The following is a 17,167-nucleotide window of genomic DNA, read 5'->3' as shown; positions in this document are numbered from 1 at the left end:
ATGAAAGAACGGTTGATAGACGTGAAATAACAGTCGATAAAGTTGTTCCACTACAAAAATAAGGTCCGTCCCCAAAATGGAACGGACCCTGCAAACATTATTCTGTTAATTCAAGAAATTCTTCCACATCCGCAATGCATAGCTTGATACCTTTTTCCCAGAAGGCTTCTTCTGTGATGTCTTCACCAAGGTGCTTCATCGCCAGCTCTTCTACGTTCATGACGGCTGTGTCACGCAGTAAGGCCATATACTTCTCTTCATAGCTTTCGTTTGATTCCAGTGCTTTGGCGTAAATACTCAGTGAGAACAAGTATCCGAAGGTGTACGGGAAGTTATAGAATGGCACTCCTGTAATATAGAAATGGAGCTTCGATGCCCAGAAGCGCGGGTGAACCTCTCCAAGAGAGTCAGAGAATGCTTCCCTTTGCGCGTCCACCATCAGTTCGTTAAGCTTATCAGCAGATACAATCCCTTTCTTACGCTCTTCATAGAACCGTCTCTCAAATAAGTAACGGGCATGGATGTTCATGAAGAATGCGACACTTCTCTGCAGCTTATCTTCAACGAGGGCAATCTTTTCTTCCTTCGTTTCCGCTTCTTTTACGGCAGCATCTGCCACGATCATTTCGGCAAAAGTGGATGCAGTCTCGGCAACATTCATGGCGTAGTTACGATTCAATGTGTGCATCGGTTTTAACGCATAAGAATGAAACGCATGCCCTAACTCGTGTGCAAGGGTGGAGACATTCGACATGGAGCCTGAATATGTCATGAAGATACGGGATTGATCGCTTAACGGGAAGGAGGTGCAAAATCCACCTGGACGCTTTCCAGCACGATCCTCCGCTTCGATCCATTGATTCTCAAATGCCTTTTGAGCGAATTGGGCCATCTCACTTCCAAAACGAGAGAACTGCTTTAGAATGAATTTCGCTCCCTCATCATATGGCATCGTGCTCGTCGACTCTGCGACAGGTGCATCTAAATCGTACCAGTCCAGACGTTCTTTCCCGATTAAATCCGCTTTTCTCTCCAGGTACTGAACAAAAGGCTGCTTGTGCTTTGAAATGGCTCCCCACATGGCGTCCAGCGTTTCTTGCTTCATCCGGTTGTATTCCAGTGGCTCCTTCATCAATTCGTCCCAGCCGCGCTTTTTATAGACATTTAAGCGAAAGCCACCCAAGTGATTGAGGGTCCGTGCAAAGAGTTCCTCATTTTGTTCCCAGGCCTTCTCTAATTTTTCAAAAACCTTTTGGCGCGTATTGGTGTCTGGACTTGAGAGCAGATTATTAGCCTGACCAACAGATAGTTTTTTTCCATCATGTTCAATCTCCATGGCCCCCACGATCGTGTCATACATTTGTCCCCAGCCGTGATAGCCGTCGACAGCTAACGCCTGGATAAGTGACTCCTCTGCACTTGAAAGCTTATCTTTCGCTTTTTGTCTCCACTCATTCAGGACAAACCTAATCTCACTCAGGTGATCATGCTGAAGCAGCTCATTCCAGATTTCCTCTGTACAATCTGAAAGCTGCTGCTGAAACTTTGTAAAAGTAGAAGAAAAGTCCGCACTTAGGCTTGTGACTTCCCCGCGGAGGGAATCTGCTTTTCTGTCATTCATATTTTGAGCTTCCAGACAGCTCACGAATGCACCTGCCTGACGCAAATACAACATCACTTCTTTTGCTTCTTCAATAAGCTTCCACACCAGGTCAGCGTCTTTTGCCGATTGAGGCGGATGGAAAGCGAGTGCATTTTCTGCAAAGTCATTTTTCTTTTTTTCTAACGTATCGAGATGCTTTCTAAATTCCCGAGATTCACTTCCTCCTTGAAAAAAAACATCTAAATCCCAAACATCCGAATATGTATGATTTGTACGGTCCATAATGTCCCCCTAATAGATTTTCTCATTGTCCCTATCCTATTTCTAATTCTCGATAAATCCCTTAAATCCTTCATGATCTTTCACTAATCCTTTTTTCCTAACTCTCTTCATTTGGTTTTTATTATGATAAGAGTGGAATAGTATATAACACCACTACTTACAGGGGGTATACGCAATGAAACTGATCTTGAATCTTTTAGCTTTCGCTTTAGTGATTGTGATGAATACGCTGGCTGTGACTTTGCCTTTGAATAATCAATCGACGGGGGAAATCAGTGACAGGCTTGATATCATGATCACTCCTGCAGGGTATGTCTTTTCCATCTGGAGCCTGATTTATCTGCTGATCGGGATATGGATCATCCGACAATTCCCCAAAGACAGAAGGAATCTTCCTCTTTATCAGGAAACAAGCGGACTTTTCATCCTCAGTTCCTTATTGAATTCGGCATGGATATTCGTGTGGCACTACAATTATTTTCTCGTTTCTGTATTTATCATGCTCGGACTCCTATCAACTCTCATCGCCCTTTATAGACGGGTGAAGAGAACAGGTCCGTCCCTCCTGGATAGAGCCCCTTTTTCAATTTACTTAGGATGGATTTCCATTGCCACGATTGTAAATATCACGTATTACTTAACGGATATTGGCTGGGACGGGTTCGGCATTTCAGGATTGGTGTGGGCATATCTCGGACTGTTTGTTGCTACGGTACTTGCCTTCTGGTTCCGCATCGGGCAGCATGACATGCTCTATCCACTTGTGTTTGTCTGGGCATTTATCGGTATCGGAGTAAAAAACATGGCAGAACACTCAACTTATTCTTATACTGCCTATGCACTCGCCTTTATCATCCTCATCTTTGACCTGGTATACAAGCGTACACGACAATCATAATGTGAAAGAAGGTCCGTCCCTCGGACCTTCTTTTTTTGTATAGGAAACCTCCTGATGACTTACATTAAATGAAGGGGGTGTTTTGTATGGAGCAGCAGAAGAGAAACGTCACTCGTTCCGGAACGGATATTGATGAAGTCAAACGTCTCAATCAGCATTCAGGTCTTACGTATAATCAAGTGAAACAGTTACTGGGTGAGCAATATAGCGGAAAGAAATAGAGTATCGCAAAAAGAAAGCGCCGACTTAGTCGGCGCTTTCTTTATTCGTTTCGTTTTGAGCTTTAATGATTTCTTTTTCACGTTGAACCGTAAGCTTCTCCTGGATCTTATTCTTCTCCTTACAGGGCTGAGTGAGACTGACAATGACATCTCCCTGCTCAACCTTAGGTGAAGCCCCTTCCGTAAAGAATTCGATCCTGCCTGTAGGTTTAAGGGCGAACATCAATAATGTATGCTCCTCCCGCTCCTGCAGATACGATTCGAAGGTGTACTTTTCAGTGATATTTGTTTTTCTAAACACGTCTCCACGTTCAACACGTTTGTTCAGCTCTTCCCACGTCACATGATTTTGGAAAAGGATCCGTCCACCAATCGTGTGGACCATATCTTCAAGATCATCGTCCCTCTGGCTCCGCAGGCTCAGTTGGAATAAATTATTTCGGCCGATTTCCGGAACAAATGTCGTACACACAAGAGCATTGTAAGAATCAAGCTCCGTAGCTGCAATCATGTATTCATACGGCGTCATATCCAAATAATATTCCGTTTGTTCCGATAAAATTTCGCCCCGGTAAAATGGGATCCCGGCTTTTCTGACTGAAAACAATCGCTGCCAGGATGAATCGGTGATCAATACCGGGATCTTCAGCTCTTGAAGGGTCTTGGCAAACTCAGTACTGAATTTGCTCCCTCCCACGATCATCACTCCCGGTCTTTCATCAATGGCTAAATCCAATTTCTTCGCCAGCCACTTAATGGAGAAACCATGTGCACACACTGTAGAGAATACAAGAGCAAAGGTTAAGGACGTTAGAATTGCTGCATCCTCAAAGCCCTTTTCTAATAATACCGATGCAAAATAACTTGAAACGGTCAGTGCGACAATCCCCCTCGGTGCAATCCACCCGACAAGAAGTTTTTCCTTGTTAGAGAGGTCCGTCCCTATCGTGGATAGCCAGATCGATAGCGGTCGGACAATGAATAGCATAAGCAGGACAAACGCGACAATGTTCCAGTTAAAGATTCGTAAAAGTGTGTCTACAGTTAACGATGCTGTCAGCATGACGAAAATCGTCGATATGAGCAGGACCGAAATGTTTTCTTTAAAGTGACGCATGTCATCGATGGATGAGATATGCATATTCGCTAACGTCATACCCATGGCCGTCACGGCTAACAGGCCTGTTTCATGTGTGATCTGATCTGAAATCGTGAAGCAGGCAAGAACAAGTGCAAAGACAACGGGTGATTTCAGGAATTCAGGCACATGTCCATTTTCAAAGATAAAGCCTGTGAATTTCCCCAGTGCCCATCCGAAGACCACGGCAAACAGGGAAGCAGCAAAGAACAGTAATAAGGTTAAACCTGTTACGTCATCGCTAATTAAAAAGTTGATGATTTCAAAAGCGAATACAGCGAGAAGTGCACCGAATGGATCGACCACTATTCCTTCCCATTTCAGGATGGCTGCCGGTCTTGGTTTAAGCTTTGCCTGCCTGAGCAGGGGCAGGATGACGGTTGGACCGGTAACAATGAACAACCCACCAATCACAAAGGAAACAGCCCAGGACAAACCGGCTACATAGTGAGCACCAAGTGAACCTAATATCCAAGCGAGTAAAGCTCCAAAGGTTACAATTCTAAATAAAGGCTTGCCTAATCCCCTTACCTCTCGAAAATTAAGATTTAAGCTCCCTTCAAAAAGGATGATGGCAACCGCCATTGATATAATGGGTTTGAATACTTCCCCAAAATCGTCCTTTGGATTGATGAGACCGAATATAGGTCCCACCAGCAGTCCGACAATCGACATGACGACGATGGCAGGAAGCCTGAATCTCCAGGCAATCCATTGGGAAGCGATCCCGAGTACTCCGACTAACATGATGTTGAATAAAATAGAATCGATCATAGCTTTCTCCTTTGAAGGTTATGAAATAAGCCATCATAACAGTAGATAGTATGTACCTGTTACCAGAATAAAAGAATGGTCCCTCTCCGTGCAAAAAAATAAGTTCAAAAGGGCACATCCGTTTTTGTATAGTTTACATTTTTATTGCTGATTTTAACCAGAGAGTCGTTTCCAATTCCCTGCAGATCGTAAAGTAATGAAGCATGGCGATCAGAACGGCACCAGCATTCATGCCAATAATGACTCCATCCATTCCAAAACGGGATCCAAGCAAATAAATCAATGTAAAGGAAAATACACTCGACCATATGGTATGAAGAAGAGCATCCTTCACCAATCCAAATCCGATTAAAAAGGCTTGGAGAGGAAACACCAGGAAATGAAAAAGAAAATACGGCCACAGCAGCTTCAGATAATAGGCCGATGCCACAGAATGAAAGAATCTTTCTGTAATGTAGTCCCCAAGCAAATAATATATGAATACTGCAGGCACACCATAACCTAATGTAATCCACATGACCTGCTTAAGATGGGTCAGGATCCCATCAAAGTCCTTAGATGAGACTTTTTCCGATACAGTCGGAATTAACACGATCAACATCGAAAAGGCGATAAACGATGGGAAGAAGCCGATAGTAAGGGCAATTCCGGCCAGCATCCCGAAATGCTCATTCGCCTCAAGCGTCCCCATACCTGAAAGAACTAACGCCCATTTAATCAAGAATGGCTGAACCGCATGGGTGAGAGCGTGGAAAATCCGCAGCACTGTCGTCGGTATCGACACAGATAATACTGACTTTCTCATTTCAATTGTTGATAATGAAGAATGGCTCTTCTTTCTTTTACCCCTAATTTCGAGAACGTAAGCATGAATTAAATAAACAAAAACGACCGCTTCACTGGCAATCAGTGTCCCAAGGGCTATGAAGATTGACGTATTGATGCCAAACGATAGAAAATTATAGATCGAAACTAATAAAAACAGCTGAATTCCTTTACGCAGAAAATTGGCCACTGCAATTTTGCCCATCTGCTGGATCCCCATAAAATACCCTCTCGTAATCGAGGTAAACGCAACAATGGGAATCACAATCAAAATAAGCCAGCGAATCCCCGGATGGTACCCTTCAAACAAAGGGGTCCAGGCATATATAAGAACCATTAGAATCAAGAGAATGCACGTCGTGATGACCGCAAATCGAAAAGCATAGTGAAGCATGCCCCGATGATACTTTTCTTCCCGTTCGGCAAAGAACTTGGAAAGACTGATCGGCAGCTCCATGCTTGATAAAATCACAATCAGAAACACAGTCGGCAGGATCGACATATACGTTCCGAGACCTGCTTCCCCAAGCTCACGAGCCAAAATGATATTGATCACAAACTCCAGACACTCACCTAAAAAAGCCGTCACCACCAGTACCAACGTACCTCTTAAAAACACACTCATTTGTTTGCACCCTGCCTTTATTTTAGATGGTCTATTCTATGATGGTTGTCCGGGTAATATGTAAAGGGGCTGCCAGGCTATCTATTTTCGAAACAAAAAGCAGCCCACTCAAGGACTGCTTTCAATCTTTTATCTAATAATAAGTGTAGCTATAGAATGAGAAGGAAGTGTTGTAGACATCGATCCCTCTGCAAACGATATCGAAATTTCTTCATTCCCATTATTCGAATTCATCGCAACCACTACGATTTCCCCGTCTGGATTTTCAAAGGAAGTGGCCAGTATGGAGTCATTGGAAACCTGACACCCGATACGTCTCGCTCCCTCTTTGATATATTTACTAAAATGACCGATGTAATAATAAGAGCTGTTGTAGTGAACCTCATCCTTAACTGTATCGACAATAACAGGCGCATCACAATAATTCCCTACATGATTGGGTCCGCCTTCTTCATTCAATACCAGGTTCCAATCAATCCAGGCTTCAAGATAATTGTTCAAGTCACCGATGATATTCCTGCCATACCTCTCACCGGTATCCCATGAACCTACTTGGACCCCGCCTTCCATGCACCCTTCTGTAAAAATCAGATGCTTGTCCGGAAAAGCATGATGCACTTTAGAAAGATTTTCAAACTCCTCGGATACATACCAGTGCAAACCTGTTCCCCAGACGTATTTAGCTGCTTCAGGATCAGATAACACAGCATGGGCACGCTCATAAATCACATCACGATTATGATCCCAAATGATGACCTTCACATCATCATGGCCATTTTCCGCCAGGGTCGGACCTAGATGGTTTTTGATAAAGTCGCGCTCTTCTTCTCCCGTATATAGACAAGAATCCCACACCTGCTTTGCTTCAGGTTCGTTTTGGATCGTAACTCCCCAGATCCGGATCCCCTCTTCTTCCATCGCTTCTATGTACTTTGAATAATAGTCGGCCCAAACAGCTTCATACTCTGATAAAAGTTTCCCGCCATTGTTCATTTCGCCGTTCGTCTTCATCCATGAAGGAGGACTCCATGGGGATGCCACAATGGAAAGCTCTCTCCCTGCCACTTCCATCGCTTCTCGAATAAAGGGAATCACAAGCTTCTTCTCCCGTTCGATGGAAAAGCTCTCTAACGAAGTATCTCCATCTTCCACATACGAATAATTCCCTAATGAGAAATCACTGCTATTGATATGTGTTCTACCGAAACGATAGCCCAACCCCTCTATCGGATCGAAGTAACGTTGAATGATCTCTTTCCTTTTTTCGGGGCTGATGAGGGAAAGGCTGTGAGCCGCAGCTTCTGTGAACGCGCCGCCAAACCCCAACATTTCCTGATATTTACGCTCTGGCTCAAGCTCTATGCGGGTAGAAGCGAGACCTTCAGAAAAAGAAACCGGTTCTTTTTCTGAGAACCGATCTCCTGTACCTTTAGCTGTCAAAATCACCTTTACTTGCTTTGCATTCATTGTGCAACTTCCTCAGCATTTGTGTGAAGGCCATGCTTCCCTTTATGATCCCGGATGATTTCTGCATATCGGAAGGCACTGTCTTTCCAGATCCGCTCCTGCGTATTGAAGTCGACATAAAGGATGCCAAATCGCTTATCATATCCGAAGCTCCACTCAAAGTTATCCATCAAGGACCATAAATAATAACCCTGGATGTTCATGCCTTCCTCATTCAGATCAGATACCGCTTGAAGATGCAGGTTCAAGTAGTTCACACGATCGTGATCATGTACTCTTCCATTTTCCAAAACATCGTCATAGGCCGCTCCATTTTCCGTAATATAGATTGGCAGATCCGTATATTCCAGTCTCAGGCGGCGGATGAGGTCTTTGAATTCATTCGGCGCGATATCCCAGCCCATCCCTGTCTTCTCATAATCAGAGTAGGCTCCTTTGTGCAAGAAGTCACTTGCGGCACTGAACTCGACGATCCCGCGGCTATAATAGTTGATACCGAAGAAATCACATTCTGTTGAAATCAGTTCCATATCCCCTTCTTTAATGAAGTCATAGGAATGGACATATTTTGAAAATAAATTCATCATGTCTTTCGGATACTCTCCCTTGAATACCGGATCAAGGAACCAGCGGTTCGAGTAACCGTCCGCATTGTTTGCAGCAAGAAGATCGTTCACGGAATCCGTATTAGGGTAAACCGGTGACAGGTTCAACGTGATCCCGATATCCGTTTGGGATTGGAAGTCTTTTTTCAGCATTTCCACCGCTTTCCCGTGTGATAACAACATATGGTGGACAGCTTTCACTGCTTCATCCATGTTGGTATGGCCCGGTGCATGGACCCCTTGATGGTAACCGAGGAACCCTGCGCACCATGGCTCATTATGAGTGATCCAAGAATCGACTACTTCATCAAGCTCTGTAAAGCACGCTCTTGCATACTCCAGGAACCATTGTACGGATTCACGATTGACCCATCCGCCTTCTTCATGGGCCCACACCGGTAAGTCCCAGTGATACAGTGTCACCGCAGGCTTGATGCCTTCTTCCTGAAGTCTTTTTGCAAGGTTTTTGTAAAAGTCCATACCTTCCTTATTGTACTTACCCTTTTCAGGAAAGATTCGCGGCCAGGCAATGGAGAAACGATACGTATCCACTCCCAGTCGTTTGATATGCTGGATGTCTTCTTCGAATCGGTGATAGTGATCACATGCGACATCACCATTGTGCTGCTTATATACTTTTCCAGGAATGTCACAGAACATATCCCAAATGGAAGGAGTTCTTCCTCCTTCATTATGGGCACCTTCGATTTGATACGATGATGTGGCGGTTCCAAAGGTAAATGTTTTATCAAAATGCATATGTCATTCTCTCCTCTATTCTTTGATTGATCCTGCTGAAATGCTGTTTACGATATATTTGGACAGGAATAAAAAGGCAATCATGATTGGTACAACAGAAATGGCAATCCCTAAATACATTGAACCTAAGTTTTGTGCTACCTGAGATCCCTTTAAGAATCCCATTAATACTGGCAACGTATATTTTTCAGGCGAGAACAGGATCACGAGTGGCATGATGTAGTTATTCCATGATCCGATGAACGTGAAGATCGACATCGTTGCAACTGCCGGCATCATGATCGGAATCGCCACGGTATGGAAAATTTTGAACTCACTTGCCCCATCAATACGGGCTGCTTCGATTAAACTTGGATGAAGCGTCGTCTGGATGTATTGTCTTAAGAAGAATACGACGAACGGACTTGCTATGGCCGGAACGATCAGTGGGATGAAGGAATCCAGTATCCCCAGGTTCTTACTCAATTCGTAAAATCCGATCAGCCCCAATTGCCCGGGAACCATCATCATCACAAGCATGAAGACGAACAAGAAATTCTTTCCCTTGAATGTGTAAAAGGCAAATCCATAGGCAGTCAAAGCTGAGAAATACCCTGATAATAAAGTCGTAAGGACAGAGATGATCAGACTATTCTTGAACCCCGACCAAATGTTTACGTATTCCATCATCGTGGTATAGTTTTCGACGATAGAACTGCCGGGGATCAACGTGAATCCTGAAAGTATCGCTTCATTTGATCTTGTGGCATTCACAAGCATCATAAGGAATGGGATGAAGCAAACAATCGCCATCAATACAAGAAGGGTATAGATGATGCTTTTCACAATGGTAATTCTGGTCTTTAGTTTGGACTCATGCGGCAAAAGTTCTGGCTTTTGTTTTTCTACCTTTTGTGCCGGTACATTTTTTTCAACGGCTGTTTTTCCCAACATGCTTTACACCTTCCTTGCTTGTTTGCGTTCATTTCCATACATCCCTTTGAAGACAATCGCCGAGAAGATCAAGGTAATGACAAACAATCCATATGCGACAGCTGATGCGTATCCATAATTGTTAAACTTGAATGCCTGATTGTACAGATATAACACCATGGTATTCAGTGATCCATCCGGAGAACCGATTCCGTCTGTCAGAAGCATCGGCAGATCAAACAGCTGAAGGCCGCCGATCAGGGACGTGATCATGATATAAAGTAAGATTGGTTTTAATAAAGGAATCGTGATTTTCGTAAAGGTCTGCCATCTGTTTGCTCCGTCGATCAGTGCAGCCTCATAGTAGTCCTTCGATATTCCTGAAACCCCCGCCATGACGACAATGAACGAATGACCGAACCACATCCAGGTAAGGATCAGGGATACAGATAGCTGTGCAGTCGCGGGCTCGTTCAACCAATTAATCGGTTCTGATATAAGACCTATATTTAATAGAATCATATTTAATGATCCGTGCTGCCAGTCCAGTAGAATACCAAACAGCAGAGCGACCGAACTTATCGTAATTAAATTAGGTAAATAAAAGATCGATCTGAAAAATGCCAAACCTCTCAACTTCATTCTCATATCAGAGAAGATTAATGCGAGTACAAGGGCAAGCCCGATTTGCAGGACAAAATTGATTCCCCAAATTTTCCATGTGTTAAAAAACGCTTCCACAAAATAGCTGTCCGTGAGTAAACGGGTATAGTTGGCAAGACCGACAACTTCTGCTGTCCCGCTTCCTGTATAGTTCGTAAAGCTGTAGTAGAATGTCAGCGCAACGGGATAAATGCTAAATATTAAAAAGATGATCCAAAACGGGGCGATAAACAGATAACCAAAACGATCTACTTTCTTCATTCCCCAGCCCCCCTAGTTGATAGATTTGACAGATGGCACGGTTCCATGCCACCTGCCCTGGATTTTTTTCTTGTTAATTTTTTGGTACTTTTATGTCCGGATATGCGTTTTGTGCTTTTTTATAAAATTCTTTAATGGCTTCTTCTTTTGATTTCTTCCCGTCAACGTACTGTTGAACAGCATTTCCATAGAACGTATCAAGCTGTTGGTCATATTTCGTTACGATACCAGGCTCGATTTCTTTCGCTTGCTCAAGGAAGAATTGATAGTTATTTTGACCGCCAAGGAATTCGTCACTGAAATCATCTTTAATTTCATTGGTAACTGGTAGATAAGAGAGGACATCTCCTGTTTCCTTCGCCCAATCCGTCAGGAACTCATCTTCCTGTGTCATCATTTTTACAAAGTCATATGCAAGTTCTTTGTTTTCTGATTTGTTGTAAACCCCTAACCATGTTCCACCCCAGAAGTACGGGCTTGGTCCACTAGTCACAGCCCAGTCTCCGGCTGTTTCTTTAACATTCGTTTTCAGGACGCTGTGAAGTCCCCAAGTCGGAAGAACATAAGAGAATACTTCTGTTTCTTTCTCTTTACCGTTTTCTTTCATTTTGATCGGCTTATCCATCGCTTCGAACCATGATGGAGACCACTCAGCAGCAAGAGCTGTATAGTTGTTCTCACGAAGTTTCTTCGCTGAATCCATATACGCGATCTTTTCATCTGTCAGCTGCAGCTCATTCTTGTCGTTCACCCATGGTTGTGGATTATTTCCTTGAGAGAACCAGCGGATAGAGCCCTCATCCGGGAACATGCTGTAGCCTTTTTCCTTCATCTTTTCAGCCACTTTGAATACATTGTCCATTGAGTTCATCATGTTTCCTACCTCGGTTGGATCATCTGTACCAAGCACTTCTTTCGCGATGCTTCTTTTATAGAAGATTCCGCCAGGAGTCGTCTGCCATGATAATGCTCTTACATTTCCGTCTTTATCTTTTCCTAAGTCGAATACGTAAGGGACGTATTTATCTTTGATTTCATTCACATTGTAAGGATCTTCCGATAAATTCTCCCAATAGCCGGCGTCAACCCACTGTTTAAGGAAAGCAATTTCACCCGTGAATACATCCGGTGCTCCCACACCACTTTCAAGTACCGGCTTTAATTTCGTCGGGTAATCGGCAATCGGAACAATCGTCAATTCAACCTTCACACCATTTTTCTCTTCAAACTTCGTGATCGGTTTCTTTAACTCATCCGTGAATGACCAAACCTTCAAATCTACATCTTTATCTTTTGAACTGCCCGATGATTTTGAATCTCCGGAGCAAGCTGACAACACCCCTGCCAGCAGTACAAGCGTCATAAATATTCCTAAAAACTTTTTCATCATTATCCCCCTTTGTTCTAATTTAAATATAGTTTCGAAAGCGGTTTCGATTTCTTTCTTATAAAAATTCCGAAACCGGTTTCGGAATTACTAAAAAATAAAAATTAAGTATTTTTTTCTTTTTTTATTGCTGTACAAGAATCTCTAATGATCAACTCTACCGGAATGATCTCTGTTGTTAAAAGTTTCTTTTTTTGAATGATTTGTTTAATCAATAAGTGTCCGGCACGTGTGCCGATCCGGTCCGTATCTTGTCTGACCGTAGTGAGTTTCGGTGTAACATAAGCGGACATTTCAATGTCATCATAACCAATCACTGAGATGTCATCAGGGATTTTCAAGCCCTTCTCTTTAATGGCTTCCATCGCCCCAATGGCCATATGGTCACCTGCTACAAAGACAGCAGTCGGCAATATGTCAAGGGAGAGGAGTGATTCCATCGCTCTTTTTCCTTCTTCAATGGAAAACATTCCACCACTCACCAGGTATTCTTGATGAATCGGAAGGTTTAAATCATTCATGGCCTTAGAAAACCCTTTTATTCTTTGTGCTCCTGCATCAATCTTGGGATCTCCTGAAATATGAGCGATTCTCTTGTGGCCCAGTGAATGAAGATAATTCACAGCCAACTTCCCACCCTCAATATTGTCGGAATAGACAACGCTGCAGTTCTGATTGCTCATGTCGATCACGACGATGGGTAAATGACTGTTAATCATGTCTTGTACCTGCGGATCGTTAGGGTCTGAGCAAATCACGACAATTCCATCCACAGCACGGTATAAAAAATGTTCTAAATAACTAGTATCCCGATTTCGCAGATTACGAGAAGCAAAGATTAAATCATACCCTTCCCGTTCTACATGCTTCCGGAAACTTTCAATAAGGGCGCTGAAGAAAGGATGCTTCATCCCGACCTCATTGTCCTCAGCGAACATTACACCGATCGTCCAGGATTTCTTTGTCGATAAAGACTGAGCGTGGGCATTTGGCAAATAACCCATTTCAGCTGCTGCATCCAGGATTTTTTGCTTCGTTTTTTGGCTCACATCTGTGTAATTGTTTAGGGCTTTAGAAACTGTCGTACTGGAAAACCCAGTGCGTTTTGCTAAGTCATAGATTGTAACCATTGTTGTCTCCTCTTCATCGAAAGCGCTTTCGTTAATTGTTATTATAGTCCAGACTTTTGATGGAATCAATACTATTTTTAGAAAATTTTCAAAAGTACCGGGGATTTTTTTCTCAGGCTGATGATGACTGGCTTCTTTCTGTCATTCTTACAAGAATCCCCTCGCTTGATGAGAAAATATAGGGGGTATTATTGGAGGAAGACGGGTATGCGAGGTGCTTGTTGTGCCACTTAGCGGCAAACTTGTGCCAGTTTCCGGCTAACTCGTGCCACTTTCCCACTTGGTCGTGCCACTTTCGCCAATAGTTGTGCCAAATTGTGAACAGTCCCCGTGAAATACCCCCACCCCATATAATATCGACAAAAAGCAGCCCCACTACAGGACTGCTTTTTTCTCAACCTATTCTTTCACAGCTTTACGCTTTCGTCCACCAAGTTTACCTTTGATTTTCATGAGGGTTTCATACACGATCGGTACGATGACAAGCGTTAAGAGGGTCGAACTTGTCAATCCGCCAATAACGGTTACACCCAGACCTTTCGAAATCAATCCGCTTCCTTCAAGACCCAATGCCAACGGGAACAGAGCTCCGATTGTAGCAATGGCTGTCATAAGGATCGGGCGAAGTCGGGTGGCACCGGCTTCGAGTAACGCTTCCCTTGTTGATAGACCTTCGTTTTCTTTATGAATCACCCGGTCAATCAGGACAATTGCGTTGGTTACAACGATACCAATCAGCATGAGGGCACCAATCATGGAGGAGATACTGATTGTTTCTCCTGCTATCAATAGTCCAACCAATGCCCCGATGATCGTAAATGGCAGCGAGAACAGAATGGCAAACGGTGCAAGCCCTCCGCCGAACGTGATCACGAGGATCAAGTACACAATGGCAATGGCTGCAAGCATCGCTAATCCTAATTGCGTGAAGGATTCCTGGATGTCCTCTGTTACTCCACCCATATCTACGTTGATACCGGCTGGTAAATCGAGCTCTTCGATATCTTTTTGAATCGCTTGTGATGCTTTTGATACATCATCCGATTTTAATTCTCCGCTCACTTGAGCAAATACTTTTCCGTCGCGTCGTGAAACAGTATCGGATGTCTTGCCTTCTTGAACTTCAACGACGTCTTTAATCGGGACTTCAATGCCCAGTGGTGATTGAATGGTTTTATCCGTCAAGTCGTTGATGCTTTCGTATTCCTCTTTTTCCATATCTAAATAAACATTTACCTCTTCTCCATCTTTTTCAATGGTGGTGAGGACAGGACGCTGACGTGTCTGACCAAGTTCCATGGCGATTTGACCCGCTGTCAGGCCAAGCTCACTCAGCTTTTCCTGGTCTGCGATGAACGAATACTCATCGTACGATTCAGAGATACTTGATCCCACTTTTTTGAAATCTTCTTTATCTTCCATCATAGCTTGAATATCGTTTACAACAGGTTCGATTTCTTTCAGGGTTTCACCGTACACATACACGACGATTTCATTGCTTCCGGCACTGGCGGAGAAGTCTTGTGAAGCCCATTCCCCTTTATCTGTTGTTTCTTGAAGTTTTTTAATGACTTGTTCTTTTTCTTCAGAGAAATTCTCTGTATCATCGCTGTATTGAACATAGAATATTGCATTGTTTGAGCTTCCCGGGCTCATTGGGTTTTCTCCACCAACCGAGTACTGAATCGTTTCAGCCCCTTTACGTCCTTGGAAATACTCTTCAGCTTCTTGAGCGATTTGATTTACATCTTCTTCTGTTTGACCTGGTTCCGGTTTATACGTGGCCATGATCATCTTTTCTTCATCTGATGGCAGGAAACTCACACCGATGAGCGGAACCAGGAACAAGCTTCCGACAAGCATCGCGATCGCCAGGATGGACGTAATGATCTTATGATTCAGCGTCCAATTCAATACGCCTTTGTACCACTGGGCTAAGCGGCTTCGCTTTTCCACGTGCTTCTTCCCTACACCCTTTTTAAACATCGAGTGTGCAAGCATCGGCACGATTGTCACGGCCACTAGAAGTGAAGCCAATAGAGCAAACACGATCGTTAAGGCGAATGGAAGGAATAGTTCCCCGATCATCCCTTGAACCAATCCTAATGGAAGGAACACAGCGATCGTTACAATCGTGGAAGACGCGATCGGAACAAACATTTCCTTCGTTGCTTCACGGATCAATTCTTTCCCTTTCAACATCTCCCCTTTAAGCGACATCCGTCGATAAATGTTCTCCACTACTACAATGGAATCATCGATGACACGTCCAATCGCTACCGTCATCGCTCCAAGGGTCATGATATTCAATGTAATGTCCATTTGTTTTAAAAGTAATATTGCGATTAACAGCGATAGTGGAATCGATACGACCGAGATTAGCGTCGATTTAATATCCCGTAAGAATAACAGAATGATGATGACGGCAAATACGGCACCGAATAAAGCTTTATTCAGCATGGTGCTGACAGACTCTTCAATCGGTTCTCCCTGGTCAAAGGTAGAGATGATATCTACCCCATCCAACTCTTTTTCAAAAGCTTTCACTTCTTCTTTTACCGCATTCACAACATCCACTGTATTGGCATCCGCTGTCTTCACCACTTGAAGGCCGATCGATTCCTTCCCGTTGGTTCTGGAAATGGATTCCGCTTTTCCGACCAGTTCGATATCAGCAATATCCGAAAGCTGAATCGTCGGGATCTTCATGCCGGCAGGAGCTTCACCGCCAGGCTGTGCTTGAGGAGCTTGCCCCCCAGGTGGCTGTCCTTGTGGAGTTCCCATGGACCCGGCGGTACTTGGCGTCACAGGAATCTTCATCTCTTTCAAATCTTCGATCGTTGAAATATTCCCGTCAACCATCACGGATTTCTGGCTGTCTTCAAACGTGTAAAGTCCTAATGGTGCTGTCACATCAGAACCTTTGATCATATTTTGGACCGTTTCTTCGGTTAAGCCGTATTCGGCAAGCTTTTCTTGATCAAAAATGACTTGTGCTTCTTGAACCTGTTGACCTGAAACTTGAACAGAAGCTACCCCGTCCACGCCCTCGAGCTGAGGAACGATGGTTTCCTCAACTGTTGAGGTTAATTCAGCTAAAGATTGGTCTTCATTTGCTACACTAAGCGCAATGATCGGGAAAGCGTTAAAGCTCAGTCTTGAGACTTCCGGTTCATTGACTCCTTCTGGAAAAGAAAGATCTGATAGAGCATCTTCTACTTCGGTCTTTGCTTCATCCATATCTTTCGAAAATGTGTATTCTATCTGAACGGCTGAAGCGTTTTGGTAAGACGTTGAGCTGACAACGTTTACCCCATTTAAATTCTTCAAACGCTTTTCAATCGGTTCTGATACCTTATCAGCGACATCTTCAGGAGTAGCTCCCGGATAAACTGTTGTGACAGTCACAATAGGTGTATTAATGTTTGGTAAGGTCTCGAGCTTCATATTGAATCCTGAATATAAGCCTGCAATAATGACGATGATGGTCATTAACCATACGGCAAACTTATTCTTGAGTACGAAGTTTATAATACTGTTCACTCTTTATTCGCCCCTTCTCTTTTTTCTGACCGACTAGTCATATCGTATTTTAATATAACTGACCGTACAGTCAT

The 17,167-nt window shown here is 43.6% G+C and carries 12 protein-coding genes; 2 read left to right on the top strand and 10 right to left on the bottom strand.

The annotated features are described in order from the left end of the window. Positions 1–97: 97 nt before the first annotated feature. Entirely contained in the window at positions 98–1,885 is a 1,788-nt protein-coding gene (locus TV75_RS12855) for a M3 family oligoendopeptidase (RefSeq protein ID WP_044339166.1), read from the bottom strand. A 175-nt stretch (positions 1,886–2,060) separates the two neighbouring features. Here TV75_RS12855 and TV75_RS12850 point away from each other — a divergent pair, with 175 nt between their 5' ends. Further along, positions 2,061–2,783: a TspO/MBR family protein gene (locus TV75_RS12850; RefSeq protein ID WP_044339165.1), complete on the top strand. Its 723-nt coding sequence runs from the start codon at positions 2,061–2,063 to the stop codon at positions 2,781–2,783. Positions 2,784–2,869: 86 nt separating this feature from the next. Further along, on the top strand, positions 2,870–3,004 hold the full coding sequence (locus TV75_RS22540) for a hypothetical protein (protein ID WP_301280427.1): 135 nt from the start codon (positions 2,870–2,872) through the stop codon (positions 3,002–3,004). 25 nt (positions 3,005–3,029) lie between these two features. Here the strand turns inward: TV75_RS22540 and TV75_RS12845 are convergent, their stop codons facing one another. From TV75_RS12845 to TV75_RS12805, 9 genes are all read right to left on the bottom strand, one after another. Further along, complete coding sequence (locus TV75_RS12845; RefSeq protein WP_172655750.1) at positions 3,030–4,916, bottom strand: cation:proton antiporter; 1,887 nt, start codon at positions 4,914–4,916, stop codon at positions 3,030–3,032. A 133-nt stretch (positions 4,917–5,049) separates the two neighbouring features. Next, positions 5,050–6,366: an oligosaccharide flippase family protein gene (locus TV75_RS12840; protein WP_044339164.1), complete on the bottom strand. Its 1,317-nt coding sequence runs from the start codon at positions 6,364–6,366 to the stop codon at positions 5,050–5,052. A gap of 129 nt (positions 6,367–6,495) precedes the next feature. Beyond that, positions 6,496–7,833: a glycoside hydrolase family 30 protein gene (locus tag TV75_RS12835; RefSeq protein ID WP_044339163.1), complete on the bottom strand. Its 1,338-nt coding sequence runs from the start codon at positions 7,831–7,833 to the stop codon at positions 6,496–6,498. Beyond that, positions 7,830–9,197 carry a GH1 family beta-glucosidase gene (locus TV75_RS12830; protein ID WP_044339162.1) on the bottom strand — a complete coding sequence of 456 codons (1,368 nt, stop codon included), beginning with the start codon at positions 9,195–9,197 and terminating at the stop codon, positions 7,830–7,832. Before TV75_RS12830 ends, TV75_RS12835 begins: the two co-directional genes overlap by 4 nt. A 15-nt stretch (positions 9,198–9,212) precedes the next feature. Then, entirely contained in the window at positions 9,213–9,989 is a 777-nt protein-coding gene (locus TV75_RS12825) for a carbohydrate ABC transporter permease (protein WP_044339247.1), read from the bottom strand. 144 nt (positions 9,990–10,133) lie between these two features. After that, on the bottom strand, positions 10,134–11,033 hold the full coding sequence (locus tag TV75_RS12820) for a carbohydrate ABC transporter permease (protein ID WP_044339161.1): 900 nt from the start codon (positions 11,031–11,033) through the stop codon (positions 10,134–10,136). A gap of 73 nt (positions 11,034–11,106) precedes the next feature. Beyond that, positions 11,107–12,420: an ABC transporter substrate-binding protein gene (locus TV75_RS12815; RefSeq protein WP_044339160.1), complete on the bottom strand. Its 1,314-nt coding sequence runs from the start codon at positions 12,418–12,420 to the stop codon at positions 11,107–11,109. 104 nt (positions 12,421–12,524) lie between these two features. After that, on the bottom strand, positions 12,525–13,550 hold the full coding sequence (locus tag TV75_RS12810) for a LacI family DNA-binding transcriptional regulator (protein ID WP_044339159.1): 1,026 nt from the start codon (positions 13,548–13,550) through the stop codon (positions 12,525–12,527). Between the two features lie 399 nt (positions 13,551–13,949). After that, positions 13,950–17,093 carry an efflux RND transporter permease subunit gene (locus TV75_RS12805; protein WP_044339158.1) on the bottom strand — a complete coding sequence of 1,048 codons (3,144 nt, stop codon included), beginning with the start codon at positions 17,091–17,093 and terminating at the stop codon, positions 13,950–13,952. Between the last annotated feature and the right edge of the window lie 74 nt (positions 17,094–17,167).

The organism is Rossellomorea aquimaris (genome assembly GCF_000935355.1).
Classification (GTDB): Bacteria; Bacillota; Bacilli; order Bacillales; family Bacillaceae_B; genus Rossellomorea; species Rossellomorea aquimaris_B.
This window is presented reverse-complemented; position numbering and strand designations above follow the sequence as displayed.